The sequence below is a fragment of the Nitrospina gracilis Nb-211 genome, assembly GCF_021845525.1.
GTDB classification, from domain to species: Bacteria; Nitrospinota; Nitrospinia; order Nitrospinales; family Nitrospinaceae; genus Nitrospina; species Nitrospina gracilis_A.
This window is the reverse complement of sequence record NZ_JAKJKD010000001.1, coordinates 133,899-153,555: the sequence shown is the minus strand read 5'-3', so window position 1 is coordinate 153,555 and position 19,657 is coordinate 133,899. Positions and strand designations below refer to the sequence as shown.

Annotated in this window: 17 protein-coding genes; 5 read left to right on the top strand and 12 right to left on the bottom strand. The window is 59.3% G+C overall.

All coding sequences use genetic code 11. The features are described 5' to 3' along the window. Window positions 1-49: 49 nt before the first annotated feature. A complete protein-coding gene (gene phnE / locus J2S31_RS00875) occupies window positions 50-1,210 on the top strand; it encodes a phosphonate ABC transporter, permease protein PhnE (protein ID WP_237097155.1) in 1,161 nt (386 codons plus the stop codon). A 22-nt stretch (window positions 1,211-1,232) separates the two neighbouring features. On the opposite strand, the gene J2S31_RS00870 is transcribed toward phnE, so the two are convergent. After that, a complete protein-coding gene (locus J2S31_RS00870; RefSeq protein ID WP_237097154.1) occupies window positions 1,233-2,138 on the bottom strand; it encodes a lipid-binding SYLF domain-containing protein in 906 nt (301 codons plus the stop codon). Between the two features lie 198 nt (window positions 2,139-2,336). Between J2S31_RS00870 and J2S31_RS00865 the strand changes: the two genes are divergently transcribed. Continuing rightward, on the top strand, window positions 2,337-4,346 hold the full coding sequence (locus J2S31_RS00865; protein WP_237097153.1) for an ATP-dependent DNA helicase: 2,010 nt from the start codon (window positions 2,337-2,339) through the stop codon (window positions 4,344-4,346). Between the two features lie 37 nt (window positions 4,347-4,383). Here the strand turns inward: J2S31_RS00865 and J2S31_RS00860 are convergent, their stop codons facing one another. Further along, the gene (locus J2S31_RS00860; protein ID WP_237097152.1) at window positions 4,384-7,251 is read right to left on the bottom strand and encodes a tetratricopeptide repeat protein; all 2,868 of its coding nucleotides are present in this window, start codon (window positions 7,249-7,251) and stop codon (window positions 4,384-4,386) included. Window positions 7,252-7,269: 18 nt separating this feature from the next. Next, window positions 7,270-8,550, bottom strand: a complete 1,281-nt coding sequence (locus J2S31_RS14675) for a CDP-alcohol phosphatidyltransferase family protein (protein ID WP_237097151.1) — start codon at window positions 8,548-8,550, stop codon at window positions 7,270-7,272. A 344-nt stretch (window positions 8,551-8,894) separates the two neighbouring features. Here J2S31_RS14675 and J2S31_RS00850 point away from each other — a divergent pair, with 344 nt between their 5' ends. Beyond that, window positions 8,895-9,605 (top strand): hypothetical protein, encoded by a 711-nt coding sequence (locus tag J2S31_RS00850; protein WP_237097150.1) that lies wholly within the window; start codon window positions 8,895-8,897, stop codon window positions 9,603-9,605. Then, complete coding sequence (locus J2S31_RS00845; protein WP_237097149.1) at window positions 9,589-10,056, top strand: putative signal transducing protein; 468 nt, start codon at window positions 9,589-9,591, stop codon at window positions 10,054-10,056. The genes J2S31_RS00850 and J2S31_RS00845 overlap by 17 nt, the downstream gene beginning before the upstream one ends. Before the next feature lie 21 nt (window positions 10,057-10,077). Here the strand turns inward: J2S31_RS00845 and J2S31_RS00840 are convergent, their stop codons facing one another. The 5 genes from J2S31_RS00840 to rplM all read right to left on the bottom strand — a co-directional run bounded on the left by J2S31_RS00840 (window position 10,078) and on the right by rplM (window position 13,822). Beyond that, window positions 10,078-10,449, bottom strand: coding sequence for a hypothetical protein (locus J2S31_RS00840; RefSeq protein ID WP_237097148.1), 372 nt, complete (start codon window positions 10,447-10,449; stop codon window positions 10,078-10,080). Window positions 10,450-10,502: 53 nt separating this feature from the next. After that, window positions 10,503-11,699 carry a bifunctional glutamate N-acetyltransferase/amino-acid acetyltransferase ArgJ gene (gene argJ, locus J2S31_RS00835; RefSeq protein WP_237097147.1) on the bottom strand — a complete coding sequence of 399 codons (1,197 nt, stop codon included), beginning with the start codon at window positions 11,697-11,699 and terminating at the stop codon, window positions 10,503-10,505. A 154-nt stretch (window positions 11,700-11,853) separates the two neighbouring features. Beyond that, complete coding sequence (gene argC / locus J2S31_RS00830; RefSeq protein ID WP_237097146.1) at window positions 11,854-12,891, bottom strand: N-acetyl-gamma-glutamyl-phosphate reductase; 1,038 nt, start codon at window positions 12,889-12,891, stop codon at window positions 11,854-11,856. A gap of 93 nt (window positions 12,892-12,984) precedes the next feature. Beyond that, window positions 12,985-13,374, bottom strand: coding sequence for a 30S ribosomal protein S9 (gene rpsI / locus J2S31_RS00825; protein ID WP_237097145.1), 390 nt, complete (start codon window positions 13,372-13,374; stop codon window positions 12,985-12,987). Between the two features lie 19 nt (window positions 13,375-13,393). After that, window positions 13,394-13,822: a 50S ribosomal protein L13 gene (gene rplM, locus J2S31_RS00820; RefSeq protein ID WP_237097144.1), complete on the bottom strand. Its 429-nt coding sequence runs from the start codon at window positions 13,820-13,822 to the stop codon at window positions 13,394-13,396. Window positions 13,823-14,044: 222 nt separating this feature from the next. Between rplM and shc the strand changes: the two genes are divergently transcribed. Further along, window positions 14,045-16,036, top strand: coding sequence for a squalene--hopene cyclase (gene shc / locus J2S31_RS00815; protein WP_237097143.1), 1,992 nt, complete (start codon window positions 14,045-14,047; stop codon window positions 16,034-16,036). Between the two features lie 721 nt (window positions 16,037-16,757). Here shc and J2S31_RS00810 read toward each other — a convergent pair. The 4 genes from J2S31_RS00810 to flgA are packed head-to-tail and all read right to left on the bottom strand — an operon-like array spanning window position 16,758 to window position 19,610. Beyond that, on the bottom strand, window positions 16,758-17,381 hold the full coding sequence (locus J2S31_RS00810; protein WP_237097142.1) for a hypothetical protein: 624 nt from the start codon (window positions 17,379-17,381) through the stop codon (window positions 16,758-16,760). A 30-nt stretch (window positions 17,382-17,411) separates the two neighbouring features. Further along, complete coding sequence (locus J2S31_RS00805; RefSeq protein WP_237097141.1) at window positions 17,412-18,536, bottom strand: flagellar basal body P-ring protein FlgI; 1,125 nt, start codon at window positions 18,534-18,536, stop codon at window positions 17,412-17,414. Between the two features lie 45 nt (window positions 18,537-18,581). Next, window positions 18,582-19,322 carry a flagellar basal body L-ring protein FlgH gene (locus J2S31_RS00800; protein WP_237097140.1) on the bottom strand — a complete coding sequence of 247 codons (741 nt, stop codon included), beginning with the start codon at window positions 19,320-19,322 and terminating at the stop codon, window positions 18,582-18,584. Beyond that, window positions 19,323-19,610 (bottom strand): flagellar basal body P-ring formation chaperone FlgA, encoded by a 288-nt coding sequence (flgA, locus tag J2S31_RS00795; RefSeq protein WP_272908472.1) that lies wholly within the window; start codon window positions 19,608-19,610, stop codon window positions 19,323-19,325. Window positions 19,611-19,657 lie beyond the last annotated feature (47 nt).

Here is a 19,657-nt window from a genome sequence, read left to right as displayed (position 1 = left end):
GAGAGGGCTGGGGTGAGGGTGGTTTCCTTAACCTCATTTTAATAAACCCATGCCCACACCGCCTCCACACCGGCCCTTCTACACGCGCACCAAGTTTTTCGTTTATTTGTTTATCGCGGTCATCGTCTATGCCTACGGCTGGCGGGTGACGGAGATCCATCCCTCCTCCCTCGTTAAAGATTTCCACCTCGTCAAACCGCTGGTCAGCGCGCTGTTGCAACCCGACCTCGTCACTTTCGAAACCGAACGCCAGACCACCGAAGCCGACTTCTTTTTGCAGGAAGCAACGAGCGCGGAGTCCGCCATCACCCCGCCGGACACGCAGGATCCCGTTTTAAACCTCACGCGCACACGCGGCCAGGTGGGCGACACGCTGACGGTGCGGGGGTTTCATCTCGCGCCCAACCGCACGGGCAAGCTGTACTGGGTGAACGCCATCGAGCAGGAATACCCGCTGGGCGAGGTGGCGACGGATAATGACGGCGGGTTTGAAAAACAGATCACCGTGCCGCCGACGGCGCGCGGCAATCCGCAGTTTGTGCGGGTGGTGTTGACGTGGAAGACGGGGCAATGGCACATCAGCGAGACGTTGAAACTCACCGCCGGGAAAATCGTCGAGACGCTGTTTCTGGGATTGATGGCGACGACGTTCGCCGTCCTGCTCGCCGCGCCGCTGAGTTTCCTCGGCGCACGCAACCTGATGACCCGCCGCGCACCCGGCACCGCCATCTATTACCTGGTGCGCACCGGGTTCAACGTGCTCCGCGCCATCGAGCCGCTCATCATGGCGATTCTGTTTGCGGTGTGGGTGGGGATCGGTCCCTTCGCCGGGGTGCTGGCGCTGGCCCTGCATTCGACGGCGGCGCTGGGCAAACTGTTCTCTGAGCAGATCGAGAGCATCGATCCCGGTCCGGTGGAAGCCATCACCGCCACCGGGGCGCGGCCCCTGCAGGTGGTGCTATACGGAGTCCTGCCGCAGGTCCTGCCGCAGTTTCTGGCGCTGGGGTTTTACCGCTGGGATATCAACGTGCGCATGTCCACGATCATCGGGTTTGTCGGCGGTGGAGGGATCGGGTTCCTGTTACAGCAGTGGATCAACCTGCTTCAGTACAACCAGGCGGGGACGGCGTTGCTGGCGATTGCGGTGGTGGTGATCGTCCTCGATATGGTGAGCGCGAAAGTGCGGGAGAGGATCACGCTGGCGTCGTGACCCCCTCCCTGCCTGCCTGAAGTCACCAGAGCGGTTGTGGTTTCGGTAGCTGGAGGGGCCGCTCGGTCTGCCGGGGAGCTTCGGATTTCTGGATGAGCTCCCCCTTGCCCGGAACGTTCTTTTTCATTTCCTGCGGTGCGGGTCCCGGGATTTTCGTTTGTGACTGCATTTTCGGTTTGTGCTGAGCGGTGGTCTGAGGCACGGCGCGCTGGAGCTTGGTCAACACCGCGGGCGATGCGGGCGCGAGGCGGTTGAGGTTGCGCATGAAGATGGCGCTCGACCGCGGCACCTGGTTCATACCGCCGTAAAACAGGACCTGCCGCGAGGACAGGTGCGTGCGGTAGTATTCCTGGGTGTAGGATTCGTTCGGCTGAAACATCGCGCCCTTCACCGACACCCCGGCGAACGCACCCTTACTGCGCGAGTACGAATACACCTCGCCCTGGAAGGCAATGTCCGTGCCCGCCTCGGCGTACCGGCCGACAGGCCCCACCGACACCGCAAGGTCGCCGCCCAGCGTGAATTTGTTGTCCAAAAGCGCATTGACGCCGCGCTCGCTCATCACCAGCAGGACCAGGTCCACCGCCTGCGCGCCGAACTGGAAGCCGAAACTGCCGCCATAGGTGCTGATGAAGACCGGCGGACCCCACCGGCCCGTTTTGGCGTCGCGCACCGCCACCACACCACTGCCGTAGCGTGCGCCGACAAAAAAGCCGCCCTTCACCATGGTGGGCATGATGACAATGGCTTTTGCCTTCGCCATCAGTTTGGACGGGATTCCTTCGTCCGGAGCCGATATAATCTCTTCCAACACAAACTGCGCGTCCTGCAGGATCTGCTGTTGTGCGGAAAGCCCGGCCTGCGCCCCGGTGACCAGCAGGCCCGACAGGGTGACGATCGCCGCCAACGCGGCAATAATGGGTCTCATGGTACGGCCTCCAATGAATACGGAATGATGAACGGCCCGGTCAACCCGGGCTGGCACTGCCCGAAAAACCAAGAATTTACTTTAGGTTTTATGATTTAAGTGATTTTATTATATTTTATAAATAACAAAAATTCAATAAGTTAAAAATAAATTGGATTTTAAAATGCCCCTCGCCATTGGGGGCTTCTGACCTGAATCATGACGTTTCCCCCCATGCGTGATTATTTCGACCGCGAGGGCGTGCTGTCCACGCGGTTTCCCGGCTTCGAGTTCCGCTCCCAGCAGTTGGAGATGGCCGAGTCCGTGGAGTCGACTCTGTCCGGCGGCGGCCACCTGCTGGTGGAAGCAGGCACCGGCACCGGCAAGAGCCTCGCCTACCTGGTGCCCGCCATCCAGTGGGCGGTGGCCAACGAAAAGCGCGTCGTCATCTCCACCTACACCAAAACATTGCAGGAACAGATCCTGAACCACGACATCCCCATCCTGCAGGAACAACTCGGTCTCCAGTTCCGCTACGCGCTGTGCCTGGGCAACGAAAACTATTTGTCACTGAGGCGCATGAAACGCGCCGGGCAGGCAGGGCTGTTCAACAACGTGGACGAGGAGGAACAGCTCACCAACATCTTCGGCTGGGCCCGGCAGACCAAGACCGGATTCAAAAGCGACCTGCCGTTCGAGCCGTCGCCCGCGGTGTGGGAGGAAGTCGGGCGGCAGAAGGATTTGTGTCTCGGCAAAAACTGCGAGACCTACGATTCGTGTTTTTACTTCAAGGAACGGCGGCGCTGGTTCGGCGCGCATCTGCTCATCGTCAACCACCACCTGTTCTTCGCCAACGTCGCCAACAACGGCGCGGTCCTGCCGCGTTTCGACGCGGTGATCTTCGACGAGGCGCAGAACCTGGAAGAAGCGGCGACGTCGTTCCTCGGTCTGGAGATGTCGAACTCGGGTCTCATTTATTTCCTCGACCGGTTTTACAATCCGCGCACCAAGCGCGGCACCTTGACGCGCATCCGCGACGAGTTGACGCTGGAGATCAAACAGCAGGTGGCGCGGGTGCGGGTGGCGGTGGAGGCTTTCTTCACCAACGTGCTCGACCAGTACGGGCGCAGTGACCGCACGCTCCGTTTCTACCAGCCGCCGGCAATCAACAACAGCATCTACATCCCCTTGCAGGAACTGCACGAGGCGGTGAAATCACTGGCCTCCCGCCTCGACAACGAAGAGGAGTACCTGGAAGTCAACGCGGCGGCGGTGCGCTTTTTTGAAGTGAACAATGCGCTTTCCGCCCTGTTGAATCAGAACATGAAGGAGTACGTGTACTGGCTGGAGGTGGTGAACAAGAAACGCTTCGTGCGCGCCACCCTGCGCGGCGTGCCGATCCATATCGACAGCGAACTGCGCGAGCAGGTGTTCGGCAAAACCGACCGCATCGTGATGACCTCGGCGACGCTCACCACCAACCGCACGTTCGATTACGTGAAGGAACGATTGGGGTGCGAGCCCGGCGACGAACGCATCCTCGACTCGCCGTTCGACTACGCGTCGCAGGCGTTGTTGTATCTGCCGAAGGATCTGCCGGATCCCGGCGGCGACAGCGACAAGTACGTGCAGGCCATCGCCGCGCGGTGCATGGAGCTGATCCACGCCACCGGCGGCAAGACGTTCGTGCTGTTCACCAGCTACGACACCTTGAACCGCGTGCACCGCATCCTCGATCCGCAACTGCAGAAATACCAACTGCTCAAGCAGGGCGAGCTTTCACCGACGCGCATGATTCAACGCTTCAAGGAAATGCCGTCGGTGATCTTCGGCACCAGCTCGTTCTGGCAGGGGGTGGACATTCCCGGCGATGCGCTGTCCAGCGTCATCATCACCAAGCTTCCGTTCGATGTGCCGACCGAACCCTTGGTGGAAGCGCGCATCGAGGATTTGAAGAAGCGGTCGATCAATCCCTTCCGCCATTACCAGATTCCGCGCGCCATCATCCAGTTGCGGCAGGGGTTCGGGCGGCTGATCCGCAAGGCCACTGACCGCGGCGTGGTGAGCATCCTCGACGCGCGCATGAGCAGTCGCGGTTACGGCAAACAGTTCCTCGCCTCTCTGCCGCCGTGCCGGACGACGGGCAAAGTGGAAGACGTCGCACGCTTCCTGGCGCAAAGCCCGGCGGCGGAGGCCGATCCTGCCGACCTGCCAAAAAATTTCCGATAGGGATTTAAAATAAAGCGGGAGAGACCGCGAAGCGGGATCAGGACGCCTGCGCTTTTTCTTCCTTCGGTTCACTGCCGAGGCCGGCGAGTTTCTTGAACCATTTGGATTCGCGCATGGGTTCCAGGAGCGGGTCCTTGGTGAGCATCAAAGACGACGGCAGGACGCCGTTGGCCTTGCACTTTTCCAGCCACTCGCGGCACCCGGACTCGTTGTTGAGTTGCGCCATGAGGCGCGCCATGTTGTAGGTGGCCGAACCCGGTTGCAGGTCTTCGGCGCGTTGCAGGTGGCCCTTGGCTTCCGCCAGCAGGGGATGCGCGTTGATGCCGCGCTTGCTCCGGGCCTGTTCCATGAGGATGGCGGCCATGATGTTGCGGGCGGGAGCCGACTGATCGTACTCCTCCAGCACTGTCTGCACGTGATTGAGTCCTTCTTCCAGCGCGTGGGCGGCTTTTTCCGCATCCATGTTCCGCGCCTTGTTCAAAAGGCAGTGCGCCAGACCCACCAGCACATCGGCATTGTTGGGTTGCAGTTTCAGAGCAGCCTGGAGTTTTTCCTCCGCCTCCTCGAACACCCAGGCATCCGGATCGACGCGGTTGAGCCCCATCTCCAGCAAGGATTCACCCCAGACCAGCGTGGCCTGGAAATGGCCGGGCTTGAGTTCGAGTGCCATCTTGCACTTTTCCATCGCCTCGCGCAGATCGCTTTCGGCATCCGTCGCTTCCTTCAGCCGGGCCTTGTTCAGAAAAACCACGCCCACTTGCGACATGGCATCGGCGTTCTTCGGTTGCAGTTTGAGCACCGCCTGAAAGTAGTCGATGGCGCGGTCGTACACCTTGTCCGCATCCGCGCCTTTTCTGGATCCCGCCAGTTCGACGTGGATACGTCCCAGCCGCAGGTAGGCATCGATGTTTTGCGGATTGAGTTTGACTGCGGTCTGGAATTTCTCGGCCGCAAGCTGGTACAACCTGGTGGAATCGGTGCCGTCCTTACGCTGGGCCATTTGAAACAACGCCAGTCCCCAGCGAAAATGCACGCGCGGCAGATCCGGCTTGAGGCGCACGGTGGTTTTGTACTGATCCAGCGCCAGCTCGAAAAAGTCGCTGGCCTTGGCGTCGGTACGCGACGATGCCCGCTCGAACAGCGCGTCGGCCCAGCCGAAGTGGGCCTCCGGCATCTCCGGTTTCACCTGGCAGGCGTACTGGAATTTTTCGCAGGCCATGGCCAGCATGCGGTCGGCTTCCTCGCCTTTCTTGGACCGCGAAAACACCAGCAGGGAATGCGCCATGGGCAAAAGCGCGTCGATGCGGTTGGGCTGGTACTTGAGCCCGATGCTCAATTTCTCCGCGGCCTGTCCGTACAGGCGGAGGGCTTCGGCGCCCTTTTTCTTGCGCGCCTGGGCGTAAAGCGCCATGCCGCATCCGAAAGCCGCTTCCACGTTTTCCGGCTCCAGCTCGAGCAGGGTCTGGTATTGATCGATGGCTTCGCCGAACAGCTCATCCGCTTCGCCGTTGGGCGATTGCGCGGCCAGGTCCACCAGCGCGTTGCCGAGTTGCAGGCGCGCCGGCAGGAGGTCCGGATTGAGGGCCAACGTCTGCTTGAATTTTTCGGTGGCTTGCGCGAGCAGGGCTTTGGATTCCTCTCCCGGCACCTGGTGCCCCTGCTGGGCGAGCAGTTTGCCCAGCTTGAACACGATCTCCGATCCATCCGGTTGCAGGTTCAACGCCTGCTCATAATACTCGCGGGCCCGTTCCCGCATGGCCGCGGCGGTTTCGTCACCCGACTGCGCCTTGTAATAGGCGTCATCGCCCTCCTTGAGGTAAGCCCAGATGAGGAGGTCGCCCAACTGCGGGTTCGGCGTTTTGTCGTACTGCGCGCGCTGGCCAATGATCTTCTGCGCATCGCCGTTGACCAGGCCCGCCTGCGCCGCCTGCAGGGCGCTCAACAGAGCGGGTTCGTTGAGCACGTCCATGTCCAGCTCGCCTTCAACCAGGTCGCCCCACTCGCCGCCTTCGTAATCCTTGATCGCCAGCTTGATCTGTTGCAGGGCGATGTCCACCACGTGCATTTCTTCCACCATGCCCGGCGCGGGAAAGTATGCGATCTTGCGCAGGGCATCACCCAGGTGACTGAACGGATAGGCGATCAGGCCCGGCACCTCCACCTTCAATTCCTGCATTATGAGAATCAGAAACGCGTCCGCGTCCTTAGCATTGGTGTACTCGACCTCCTTGCCCTTGGTGAGGATTCTTTCGTGCACCGAGCGGGAAGGGGAGATGTTTTTGGGAAGCACCCAGAGCAGTCCGTTTTTGAACGGCTCGACCTGGGTGAGTTGCTGGAAGACGGGGTCGTCGTCCTGATCGGAGTAGCCCACGACAAACCACGGGCCGTATTCATTGGCGGCGGCGTAAACCGGAGCGAGATCACCGGGAGTGCCGCCGGGAACTTGTCCGTTCAGATGAAAAATGGCCGTGCCCGCCACCTTGGTCGGGTCGAGACCGGTGGTGGCGGAGCAGTCGTACACCGCCGGGAACACGTTCACCAGCGAGCAGGCGCGCTCCAGCAGGGGATGGGTGTTGGTGGTCAACACGCGGCGGATGTAGCCGTCGCGCATCATGAGCGCGATGCAGATGTAGGCCCAGTTGATGCTGGCTTTTTCCAGCAGGGTTTCCTGCAAAGCCACTTTCTGGTTGGATGTCAGCCGGGCGAGGCATGCTTCCGGGCTCTGATCTTCACCCTGCACGGCATCGGGAAACCGTTCCTGGATCAGTTTCACCAGCGCCTGGCCGGTAGGCATACCGGAGCGTAAAGAACAGCCTTCACCGATGAGCAGGGTGCCCCCGCGCGCCTCACCCTCCCCCGATTTGAGGAGCGTGACGTATTCCTTGATGGCCTGGTAAAGGTTCATGACTTTCGAAAGGAACGGTTATTTCAACGGCAACCCCTGAATTCGACGCCGCGGTTTGAACCGGTTGTAGCCGACGTACCCCGCAAACACCACCGAACCGATTGCTGTTACGACGATGAATATTTCGAGCAGGTTGATCACCGCCATGACAAACAGGAAATAAATGAAATCCCGATTGGCGATCTGATCCACCAGGCTTTCGGCCTCTTCCACCGGCCCATCGGACGACCCCGTGGTGCGCTGGCTGAAGATATCCGACTGCAACAGCAGAAAACAGGTCAGCGACCCCGCCACGGCCACCACCCCCATGTAACTGTAAACGGCGCTGCCCGTCATCCGGTACAACCCCAGGCCGATGCCCAGGAACACCGCGAAGTGCACCACGTTGTCGGCGACGATGTCCAGCATGCCGCCGAACGGCGACTGCTGAAAACGCAACCGCGCGATCTCGCCATCGGTGCTGTCCAACCACGCCGACAGCATCAAAAGCACCGCGCCGGTCAACTGGTTGGCATAGCCGCCGAGGTAAAAGTACCAGCCGGAGATCAGGCCCAGCACCAGGTGCGCCCAGGTGATCTGGTTCGGCGTCACCGGCGTCTTGATGAACAGCCGCGTCAGGTGCCGCGACATGTGCCGCGTGACCAGCCGGTCCATGGGGCTGTCATTGCTCATGCCGCCCAGCCGAAGCAGGTCTTCGTGCAGGCGGTGGAAATCGTCTTTTGTCTGCACCCAGCGGTTGTGATCGCCCGCCACCAGCCGCACGGTGTCGAGGTTCAGCGGGCCCGGCACGCGGCCGACCTTCCTCACCTCCGCCAGGTTGAATCCGTCCAGGCACGCCGCCAGCGCTTCCGGCGCTATGTCTTTCGGCACTTCGTACACCTGCGTGCGCGCCAGCACATCCGTGTCGCTGGGCTCCCGCAACACCCCGGCCAGATCCGTATGCCAGTGCAGGGCAGAGCCGTTCACCAGCAACCGGCAAGCGTCTTCGCCCACGCGCTTTGCGAGACCAGCGGGATCGGATTCCCACTCGACCGGAATACGCAGGCGGGAATCTTCCGTAATCGGGATCATGCGTCCCTTCTGGCCGCCCAGAAGGCCCCGGTGGTACACCGTCACCGACTGCACCCCGGCTTTCTGCAAGTGCAATAAATTCAACAGCAAAAAGGGCACACCGACAATACTTCGCGCATACCAGCCGGAAAGTTCGGCCGTGTCGGGGGGATCGGTTAAAAACAAAACCGCTTTATTATCAAACTCCTGCGAGTCCACATGGTGGGACCCCTTGGTCGAAAATTCCACGCCGCCCAGAACAGTCCATTGGTCGTTACAGTCGTAAAAATAGCCGGGAAAGCTGGTTCAAGCATAGCAAGAAGTATAGAAATTTCAAGAGGGTAACGCATATTTGACTGAAATTTCGGGTTGCACGTCACCCCGGGCAGGCCCGCCCTCCGGGAACCGGATGCCATTTCCCCACGCCGCCCTCGCGGACAGCAGATGGCCAATTTTTGACCAAGTTAGAAGTTCCTATAAATTATAAAATGTTGAAGCCAAGACGAAACATCGGATTGCGGACGTTGACCTTGCGGCCGGAACGGTGTCCAATAGCGGTTCATTCCGACTCTCTAACTTGAAAAAGAGGTGTTGTGGAAGCGATTTATGGAATCCTGCTGACGCTCAACTTCGTTCCCTTCGGCGCGGAATTGTGCCTGTTCGTCCTGCTCACCATTCCCGGCGTCCTGCTGATTCCCAAACCCCGCCGCTCACCGGAAACCCTCACCCGGGTCACGTTGTGGATGCTGAGTGCGGCGGTTCTGCTGGTGGGGTTGGTGAAGGTGGGGTTGCAGATGGCGTTCGGCGAGGGCCTGCCTTTGTGGTTGCTCGTGTCGAACACCGGCATCGCCGCGCTCGTGCTGGCGTTCAGTTTCTTCCGCACGGCATTGCAGGTGTTCCTCGCGTTGTGCGTGGCGTTCGTTCTGCACCTGGTTGCGGTGTCGGTGTTCACCCACGTCACCGTCACGCGCACGTTTGCGGCGACGTACAAGGCAACCCCCTCCGCGCCGGGTCCGGGAATGGAGTACGGACGCCACTACGTCGAACTGCATCTCAAAGACGCGCCGGGTTATTTTTTCTACCTGTACTCGGAGCCGCTCACCCGCCACCTCGCGCATTCGGGTAAAATGGAAGTGCCTCTCAAAGTGCAACTGCGTTATCACTGGGGCCTGCTGGCGGGACACTCGTTGAAAACGGTGGACGGCCGGGAATGGAAAACCGAAGGGCAGGGCGGATTCGGCGTGCAGGGCACCCGCTCCACGCCTTACCCTTTTGACAAGACTTACTATGGATTCGGCGATTGATTCGCTGTTCACCGGATCGGGGGACGGCATGACGGAACTGGTCACCATTGCCCGCTACTCGATGCCTTACGAGGCACACCTGGCGAAAGCCCGGCTGGAGGCGGAGGGCATTCCCGTGTTCATCGCCGACGAACACCTGCTCAGCATCAACTGGCTGTACACCCCGGCGGTGGGCGGCATCAAGGTGCAGGTGCCGGAAGACTGGGTGGACGCGGCGAAGGACATCCTCACCACCGACCACCAGGACGAGATCGCGGAGATCGATACCGAACCGCCGATCACCTGCCCCCGCTGCGGCGGACAGGATGCGACGATGGTGCTGGGCGACCCGCTGATGCTGATTTTAACTTTCGTTCTTCTGGGCGCACCGCTGTTCTTCCTGCGCCAAACCATGAAATGCCACACCTGCGGGCATCTGTTCAAGCGGGAGAAAACGGAAAAGCAGGAATAAATCCGGAAAGTACCAAGTCACTCATAAACCAATCTTTCCGTCAATCTTCCTGCCACCCTTTAACCTCAAAACGGCCTGCGTTCTCATCGAGGCCCCATCGCCGCGGTTCAAGACAAAGCCATCGTTGTCGAACACCACCACTTCATCGGGGCCACGGTAATAACGGAATCCAATAAAGTGCGAGGAGGTTCCGGCAAAGCGCCCGTTGTAGCGTTCGTAATGCGCTTTATAAATTTTGAAAACCGCTTGGAACTCCTTGTGCAACGCTCGGTTCTGGATCGATGTCGGCACCGGCTTCTTCCACAACTTCGGCGCGAGCACCGCGACGAATACCGGACGCGGCGCCTTGTCCATCACCATCTCAATGTGCGGTTGGAATAAATCGTCCATCATTTCAAAAACAAGAATCCCTGTGTTTATCTGCGCCCCTCTGTGGTGAAGGGTTCTTACGTCGTGTACTCGGCGTTGATGCGGACGTAGTCGTAGGACAGGTCGCAGGTGTAGGTTTCGGCCGACGCCTTGCCCATGCCGAGGCCGATGTCGATGCTGAGGTCCTTCGCCTTCATCTGTTTGCGAAGCGCCGTGGTGGAGAGGTTCGCCACCGGCGCGCCGTTCTTCACCAGCGGCGTTCCGTTGAATGCGATGTCGATCTTCTCCGGTTTCACCGGCACGCCCGCGTACCCGACGGCGGCGATGATGCGGCCCCAGTTCGGGTCCTCGCCGAACAGCGCCGTCTGCACCAGTTTGGAATCGGCCACAGCGCGGCTCACGGTGAGGGCGTCCTTCTCCGTCTTCGCGCCCTGGACCGAGACGGTGACGAACTTGGTCGCGCCCTCGCCGTCTTTCACGATGGCAAACGCCAGAGACCGGCACACCGCGGTCAGCGCCTCAACAAAATCTTGGAACGCCGGCGTGCCTTTTTTGACCGGAGCGTTCCCCGCCTGCCCGTTCGCCAAAACCAGCACCATGTCGTTGGTGCTGGTGTCGCCATCGACGTTGATGCGGTTGAAGGTATGTTCGTTCGCCGCTTTGAGCGCGGCCTTGAGGTCGGCTTTGCCGATGTTCGCATCGGTGGCGACAAACGCCAGCATGGTCGCCATGTTGGGATGGATCATGCCCGATCCCTTGGCGATGCCGCCAACGGTGACGCCGTCGTACTCGACACACGCGGTTTTGGTGACGAGGTCGGTGGTGAGGATGGCTTTGGCCGCGTCGCCCCATCCTTTCGGCGAAAGCGCGCCAGCGAGTTGCGGCAGACCCTTCTCCACTGGGGCGAGCGGCAGTTTCACCCCGATGACGCCGGTGGATGCGACCAGCACTTCTTTTCCGGCGACGCCCAGTTGCTGTGCGGTGAGCGCCACCATGTCGCGGCAGGTTTTCTCCCCTTCCGTTCCGGTGCAGGCGTTGGCATTGCCGCTGTTGGCCACGATGGCGCGCACGCTTTTCGCGCTTTGGATGTGCTGTTTCGTTACGGTGACTGTGGGGCTGACCACGCGGTTGGTGGTGAACAGTCCGGCGGCGGCGGCGGGCGTGTCGGAGACGATCAGCGCGAGGTCCGGTTTGCCGTTTTTCTTGATGCCGCAGGCCATCCCCCCGGCTTTGAAGCCCGGCACCGACAAGGTCTTTTTCGTTTTCAGTTTCATGAGCGTGTCTTGGAAATAGGGTTATGAATGTTCCGTGGCATGATGTACAGGACCCACCGCTTCCCCTCCTCCCCAGGGAGGGGACTGAAGGGAGGTGATGAAGGACCCACCTCAATCCTCCCCTTTACAGGGGGAGAAACATCAAAAGACGTTACTAAGGAAATAGCGGCGGCGTGTCGAGTCCCGCGGTTTCTTCGAGGCCAAGCATCAGGTTCATGTTCTGCACCGCCTGGCTGGACGCGCCTTTCATCAGGTTGTCGATGGCGCTGGTGATGATGGCGCGACGGTTCCGCGTGTCCACCTGCACGCCGATGTCGCAGAAGTTGGATCCGGCGACAAAATGCGTGTTGGCATAACGGCCCGGAGGCAGAACACGGACGAACGGTTCCTTTTCGTAGAACGCCTGGTAATGCTCGTGCAGGCGGTCGCGGTCGATTTCCTGCTTGAGGTTCACATACACGGTGGAAAGCAGGCCGCGCGTCATGGGCATGAGGTGCGGCGAGAACGTGATGGTGACATCGCGCGCGGCGAGGCGGCTGATCTCCTGCTCGATCTCCGGTGCGTGGCGGTGCTCAGCGAGTCCGTAGGCGGACACGCTTTCATTCGCTTCGCAGTACTGCGTGCCCTGGCTGAGTTTCCTTCCCGCTCCGGAGACACCGGACTTGCAGTCGGCGACGATGGAATCCGCGTCGCCCCAGCCGGTCTGGATCAGCGGCGCGGTAGCGAGGATGACGCCCGTCGGGTAACAGCCGGGGTTGGCGACGAGCCGCGCGGGGCCGATGGACGACCGGTGCAACTCGGGCAGGCCGTACACCGATTCTTTCAGCAGTTCGGGATTCTGGTGCTGCGTCTTGTACCACTCGTTGTACACCTGGCTGTCGTGCAGGCGGTAGTCGGCGCTCAGGTCGACGATGCGGCAACCGCTCTGCAACAATTCCGGCACGTGTGCCATGGATGCGGTGTGCGGCAGGGCGAGGAACAGGATGTCGCAATCCTCGCCGATCGAGCCGTCCAGCGGCACCAGCGTGTGGTCGAGATAACCGGCAAGCGAGGGCGCAACTTCGGCGATGTTCTTGCCGACGTGCGATTCGGCGGTCAAGGACACGATGCGCACACCGGGGTGGCGCACCAGCAGGCGAAGCAGTTCGATGCCGGTGTACCCCGTGGCTCCTGCGATGCTGACTCGGTTCATAACGGGATCACAAAAAAAATGGAAGGTTCGGGGACCGAACCTTCCACATGATAATTCAGGAAACGTGCGGAAAGGAAGTCCGCAGAAGAATTTTTAGCGCTTGGAAAACTGAAAGCGTCTGCGGGCACCACGACGGCCGTATTTTTTACGCTCAACCTCGCGGGGGTCGCGGGTGAGGAATCCGGCTTTTTTGAGGGGGAGGCGCAGTTCGGGATCGGATCCCAGAAGCGCTTTCGACACGGCAAGCCGCAAGGCACCGGCCTGGCCGGACAAACCACCGCCCAGCACCGTCGCCCGGATGTCGAAGCTACCGAGCGTCTCGGTGAGAACCAGCGGCTGGCGCACGATCATCTCCGCCGTCGGCCGGCCGAAGTAGGTGTCGAGATTCTTGTTGTTGACCGTGATCTGGCCTTCACCCGGCGTGATCCACACTTTGGCGATGGATTCTTTTCTTCGTCCGGTTGCGTAGTATCGATCTTCCATTCAAAAAACTCCCAATCGCTTAAAGCGCCACCGCTTCCGGCTTCTGGCCGTCATGCGGGTGGTTGTCGTTGTCGTAAATCCGGTAATTGTTTTTCAGGGTCCGACCCAGCCGGTTCTTCGGAAGCATGCCGTTGATGGCATTCTTCAACAATTCCTTCGGCTGTTTGCCCAGGACCTCGCGCGCGGTTTTGGATTTGATGCCGCCGGGCCAACCGGTGTGATGGTAATAAACTTTGTCTTCCCATTTGCGGCCGGTCAACTTCACTTTGGATGCGTTGATGACAATGACATTGTCGCCGGTGTCCACATGGGGGGTGAAAATGGGTTTGGTTTTACCCCGGACGATCGCCGCCACTTTGCTGGCCACACGGCCGAGCGGCTGGTCCGCGGCATCCACCACGACCCACTTTTTTTCCACATCGCTTTGTTTCGCGGAAAACGTTTTCATTTCAATAACCTGGAGATTTCAACTGGATATGTAAACGGGTTATACTAGAAAACTCCGGCGCCGGTGTCAACAGGAAAGCGAAACATTTTGAAAAATAATCGCTTCCGGGCCCGTTCCGGGCTTCCCTTTGGAAACGGTTTGCGGTATTTTAGCGTTTCCTTCAGATTGGCTGGAAATCGGCGTTGCCGGTGGAGAACCCAAAGTTTACCATTTTTTTCGAATATGCAGAATCCAAATCTAAAAAATTTGCAGTCCGACCCCACAAATTCCGACCGCTCCGCACCGCCTGAAAATGACCGCGCCCGGCTGGACGCCGCCATTGCCCGCTCGTGCGATCACCATTTTGCCACGCAGTATCCGGAGGGGTACTGGGTGGAGGAGCTGGAGTCGAACGTCACCATCACCGCCGAATACATTTTTCTTCTGCACTTTCTCGGGCTCGACCAGCCGGAAAGAAAGGAACGCATCAAGAACTACCTGCTGGCGCAACAGCGGGACCATGGCGGCTGGACGCTGTACTACGGCGGTCCGCCGGATATCGGCACCACGGTGGAAGCGTACGTTGCGCTCAAAATGTGCGGGCTTCCTTTGGATGCGCCCGAAATGGCAAAAGCCCGCCAGTGCATCTTCAGCCTGGGCGGGGTGCGCAAAGCGCGGGTGTTCACCAAAATCTTCCTCGCCATGCTGGGACAGATCGACTGGAAATGGACGCCGGCCACGCCGGTCGAGGCGGTGCTTTTGCCCACGTGGTTTTACTTCAACATCTATGAGATGTCGAGCTGGTCGCGCGGCACGGTGGTGCCGCTCTCGGTCGTGTGCTCGTTGAAACCGGTGTGGCCCCTGCCGACGGAACAAAGCGTACCGGAAATCTTCACCGGGGCCGACCGCGACATGGGGGTGAAGAACCACAACCCGGGCCTCAACTGGTCGTCGATGTTCATGCTGGCCGACCGCGTGCTGAAACTGCTCGGCAAATCCTCGTGGAAACCGTTCCGAAAAATCGCCATGCGCCGCGCCGAAAAATGGATCCTCAAACACCAGGAACCGGAAGGCGACTTCAGCGGCATCCAGCCTGCCATGTTCAACTCCGTGCTGGCACTGAACCTGATGGGGTACCCGATGGATCACCCGGCCATCGTTAAAGGAATGGAGGGCATCGACCGTTTCTTCATCCGGCAGGGCGATCAGGAATGGATGCAGGCCTGTGTCTCGCCTTTGTGGGACACGGCGATCTCCTGCAACGCACTGATGGACGCGGGCGTGCCGGGGGACGATCCGCGCATCGTGAAAGCGGTGGAGTGGATGATGAAAAAGCAGGTGACGCGGCCGGGCGACTGGAAGATCAAAAACCCGCACACGCCGCCGGGCGGCTGGTCGTTTGAGTTTTACAACGAGGCGTACCCGGATACCGACGACACGGCGGAGATCCTGATGTCGATCCACCGCACGGCGTTTTCCAACACCGAATGGAAGGAAAAAGAATTCCAGCGCGCCCTCACCTGGCTGATGAGTATGCAAAGCAGTAACGGCGGCTGGGGCGCGTTCGATCAGGATAACGATCACGAACTGTTCAATGAAATCCCATTCGCCGACCATGGCGCCATGCTGGACCCGCCGACGGTGGACGTGACCGGACGCATTTTGTGGATGCTGGGGCGCATCGGTCACGATCCGAAAGACCCGCGCATCGAGCACGCTCTCACGTTTATCCGCGACAGCCAGGAGCGGGAAGGGTGCTGGTTCGGCCGCTGGGGCGTGAACTACATCTACGGCACGTGGCTGGTGCTGATGGGCTTGAGTTCCATCGGCGAGGACATGCAATCACCGATGGTGCGAAAAGCGGTGGACTGGTTGAATTCACGGCAGAACGCGGACGGCGGCTGGGGCGAAACCTGCCACAGCTACTCCGACTACGAATACGCCGGAAAGGGCGACAGCACCAAGTCGCAGACCGCGTGGGCGCTGATGGCACTGGTAGAGGCGGGAGAGGTGGACAGCGAGGCGGTGCGCCGCGGCGTCGAGTATTTGATCGCCACGCAACTGGGTAATGGCTCGTGGTACGAGGACGAGTTCACCGGCACGGGCTTCCCCGAACACTTCTATATCCGCTACCATATGTACCGCCAGTTTTTTCCGCTGATGGCGCTGGCGCGCTACCGCCATGTGCTGGACCACGGCACCGTGCCTCCCCGCACCGCGCCGGACGCGGGCTGAGCCCGGACTGAGTCCGGGACAACGGGCTACTGCTTTTGCGGGCACACGATGGTCCGTGGGCGCATCTCAAAAAACTCCTCCCTTTTCCAGAAAGCACGGACTGAGTCCGGGACAACGGGCTACTGCTTTTGCGGGCACACGATGGTCCGTGGGCGCATCTCAAAAAACTCCTCCCTTTTCCAGAAAGCACGGACTGAGTCCGGGACAACGGGCTACTGCTTTTGCGGGCACACGATGGTCCGTGGGCGCATCTCAAAAAACTCCTCCCTTTTCCAGAAAGCACGGACTGAGTCCGGGACAACGGGCTACTGCTTTTGCGGGCACACGATGGTCCGTGGGCGCATCTCAAAAAACTCCTCCCTTTTCCAGAAAGCACGGACTGAGTCCGGGACAACGGGCTACTGCTTTGCGGGCGAGCGATGGTCCGTGGGCGCGTCTCAAAAAGCTCCTCCCTTTTCCAGAAAGCACGGACTGAGTCCGGGACAACGGGCTACTGCTTTGCGGGCGAACGATGGTCCGTGGGCGCGTCTCAAAAAGCTCCTCCCGTTTCCAGAAAGCGCGGGCTGAACCCGAGCCAACCGGCTACTGCTTTGCAGAGGAACCAGGCGACGCATTGCTTCAAAACAAAAAACCACCCTGCCTTGTGGACAGGGTGGTTTTGTTTTTCCGGACAAGCGGAGGTGGCGCTCATCCGGAATGGAAATCCATTACCGAGGGCGAATCAGTAATGGCGCAGAAGCTCTACCGCAAACCGCGTGCGGTTCAATTGTTCGGTGGCCGAGGCGATGACCTCGCCGCTGGCGATGTCCACCATGGAAACGTGCACGTCGATGTTCGCGCCGATGTCGCGCACTTTTCCGTTGATGATGGCCTGCGCCTTCAACTCATGGCCGATGCGCTGGATCTCTTCCTTGGTGTAGCGCACGGAGGGTTTGAGTTCCAACCGCTCCAGCGTGGCCAGCACTTCTCCTTTCTGCGATACACGGAAGAACCGGCCGCGGGTGATGGCTTCCACCACGCGCGACGACATGTACTCGCCTAAAATAGGCACCCGGTTTTCATCGTCCACCAGGTCCAGCACGACGACCTTGTTGATCTCGTATTCCTGCACCCCCTGGGTGAGGTCGTACACCAGGTTCTCCGACTTCTTCTTGTAGTATTCGGAGTCGGTGTCCGGCGTGAAGACCGCTTCCCAGAACTGGGAGGGCGCCATCTTCACCTCACATGCCGACAGAAACACCAGAATGAAGACCATGCAGATGGCCTTCACATGGATGGCGATGAAATCAAAACCCCAGTTTTTGATGCGTTCCATTTGTTCGGCCAGATTTTTAAACCCGTTCATGGTCTTGCACCCCTCTCCTAGTTTGCTTGCTTAAATGACATCCAGTTCCGCATGCAGGGATCCCGCCGCCTTGATCGCCTGAAGTATCGAGATCAGATCGCGCGGTGTCACACCGATGGCGTTGAGCCCGTTGACCACCTGTCCGAGATCAATGCCTTCGGGCACGACGATCAGACGGTCTTCATCTTCCCCCACGGCAATCCGCGTTCTGGGCAGGATCGCCGTTTCCCCTTTTTCAGACAGGGGCCCCGGCTGGGAAGCAATGGGTTCCTCTGTGACCTGGACAAACAGGTTTCCGTGAGCCACCGCGACTCTCGATATCTTTACGTTATCCCCCATGACCACGGTGCCGGTTCTTTCGTCTATGATCACCTTCGCCACGGAATCCGGTTGGACTTCCAGCACTTCAATCTGCGTCACGAATTCCGCCACGTTGTTCCTGTAAAACAGGGGCACTTTGATATGAATGGTCCGGCCATCCAGGTTTGTCGCGAACTCGTCTTTCAAAACGGAATTGATTTTTTTGGCAATGCGATTGCCTGTAGTGAAATCGGTGTGCTTGAGCGACAGGATGATGCTTTCCTTGGTATTGAACGTGTTGGGCAGTTCTTTTTCCACCATGCCGCCGCCGGCTATGCGGCCCACGTTCAAATGATTCGCCTGCACTCCCTGCGCCTGGCCCTGCACGGCAAAGCCGCCAATGGATACCGGGCCCTGCGCCACGGCATAGGTGACGGAGTCCGGACCTTTCAACGGCGTCATGAGCAAGGTGCCGCCCTGGAGACTGCTCGAGTCACCGAGCGAGGAGACGGTCACATCGATGCGGTCACCCTGATGTGCGAACGCCGGAAGCTCTGCGGTCACCATAACGGTAGCGGCATTCTTGAACTGCAACTGATTGACCCGGTCTTCCGGAACGGTGACGCCGAGTTTCTGCAACATATTGACCATCGTCTGGATCGAGAAGAACACGTTGGTCGCCCGGTCACCGGTGTTGGCCAGGCCGATCACCAATCCGAACCCGATCAATTGGTTGGCGCGCACGCCATTCACATTCGCCAGTTCCTTGATGCGGATGGCGCTGGCGTTTTCCGTAAGCATGAAAAAGCACAACAGAAACGCAAACACCTTGAACAGCGCCAGCTTACGAAACATGGTTATCTCTCCAGTCATAGAATGTGTGTTCGCTTTTCATAATGATTAAAACGGCCAGACGTACGCCAGGAATCGTGAAAACCACCCCGGGCTCTGCTCTTCCGAGACCACGCCTTTTCCTGAATAAGTTATGGATGCATTGGCGATGTTCTGCGATGAAATGGTGTTGTCAAAACCGATGTCCACGCGACGGATCAATCCGCCCAGAACCATCACCTGATCTTCATCGTTCACCGTCACGGTGCGCCGTCCTTCAATCCGGAAAATGCCGTTGGGCAGAACTTCGGTGATCATGGCAGCCATGGTGCCCGTCATGGTTCCCGCGCGCGTGGTGGTTCCTTCTCCATCATGTGAACGGCTGACGCTGGTGTTGAGGTTCGGGTTGAAGGCCTGTGTGCTGCCAAGGAAATTGGATATGCCCAGGCTTGTGGGCAAACCCAGCACGCTTCCCGTTTCGATGTCTATGGTGGAATCGCGTGCCGTGGCGGTGGTGGCCGAGTTTGAGGAGGTGAAGTTTTCCTCCAACTCGATGGTCACAACATCTCCTAGCTGCTTCGCCTTGGTATCCGCAAAAAGCAGATTCTCCGAAGTTTCTCCCGGCCACAGCGAACCCTCCAGACGTTGGTACGGCTCTGTCCTTTCCTCATAAATGGCATGCCTGAGGATATCCTCCGAGGGGCTCGGCTTTTTTTCTGTCAGCGCCGCACACCCGCCCAGGGCCAGTGCGGGAAGAACAAAAGCCAGGACAAGAATCCCCCGAAATGTGATTTGCATCGACAGGTTCATTTAAAAATCCACCCGAATGGTTTTAGCATCCACCACGGTTCCATAAACCGTTTTGTGGCTTTGCAGGTTTTGCACCTTGACGATGGCGTCCTTGAATCCGTTTTCCTGAACCAGTCCCGGCGCGGTGATGCGCAAGGCTCCTTTTTCAGCAATCAACAGGATTCGATCTCCGCGTTTGACGACATGCACGCGCCTTATCATGTAATTGGATATTCTGTCGCCAGATCCGAGATTGCTCACAACCTCCTGGCCAATCACATCATCGACATTTGTCATGATGTTATTCATGAGGGGGCTGGTGGATATAAAGTGTCAGTTAGTATGAGATACCGGGA

Excerpts from the sequence above, each read along its gene's own strand:
- shc (WP_237097143.1), top strand. The coding sequence starts at position 14,045 with ATGCAGAATCCAAATCTAAAAAATTTGCAGTCCGACCCCACAAATTCC.
- flgA (WP_272908472.1), bottom strand. The coding sequence starts at position 19,610 with ATGAATAACATCATGACAAATGTCGATGATGTGATTGGCCAGGAGGTT.
- argC (WP_237097146.1), bottom strand. The coding sequence starts at position 12,891 with ATGAACCGAGTCAGCATCGCAGGAGCCACGGGGTACACCGGCATCGAA.
- J2S31_RS00800 (WP_237097140.1), bottom strand. The coding sequence starts at position 19,322 with ATGAACCTGTCGATGCAAATCACATTTCGGGGGATTCTTGTCCTGGCT.
- J2S31_RS00845 (WP_237097149.1), top strand. The coding sequence starts at position 9,589 with ATGGATTCGGCGATTGATTCGCTGTTCACCGGATCGGGGGACGGCATG.
- J2S31_RS00870 (WP_237097154.1), bottom strand. The coding sequence starts at position 2,138 with ATGAGACCCATTATTGCCGCGTTGGCGGCGATCGTCACCCTGTCGGGC.
- rplM (WP_237097144.1), bottom strand. The coding sequence starts at position 13,822 with ATGAAAACGTTTTCCGCGAAACAAAGCGATGTGGAAAAAAAGTGGGTC.
- J2S31_RS00840 (WP_237097148.1), bottom strand. The coding sequence starts at position 10,449 with ATGATGGACGATTTATTCCAACCGCACATTGAGATGGTGATGGACAAG.
- J2S31_RS00810 (WP_237097142.1), bottom strand. The coding sequence starts at position 17,381 with ATGAACGGGTTTAAAAATCTGGCCGAACAAATGGAACGCATCAAAAAC.
- J2S31_RS00865 (WP_237097153.1), top strand. The coding sequence starts at position 2,337 with ATGACGTTTCCCCCCATGCGTGATTATTTCGACCGCGAGGGCGTGCTG.
- J2S31_RS00805 (WP_237097141.1), bottom strand. The coding sequence starts at position 18,536 with ATGTTTCGTAAGCTGGCGCTGTTCAAGGTGTTTGCGTTTCTGTTGTGC.
- J2S31_RS00860 (WP_237097152.1), bottom strand. The coding sequence starts at position 7,251 with ATGAACCTTTACCAGGCCATCAAGGAATACGTCACGCTCCTCAAATCG.
- argJ (WP_237097147.1), bottom strand. The coding sequence starts at position 11,699 with ATGAAACTGAAAACGAAAAAGACCTTGTCGGTGCCGGGCTTCAAAGCC.
- phnE (WP_237097155.1), top strand. The coding sequence starts at position 50 with ATGCCCACACCGCCTCCACACCGGCCCTTCTACACGCGCACCAAGTTT.
- rpsI (WP_237097145.1), bottom strand. The coding sequence starts at position 13,374 with ATGGAAGATCGATACTACGCAACCGGACGAAGAAAAGAATCCATCGCC.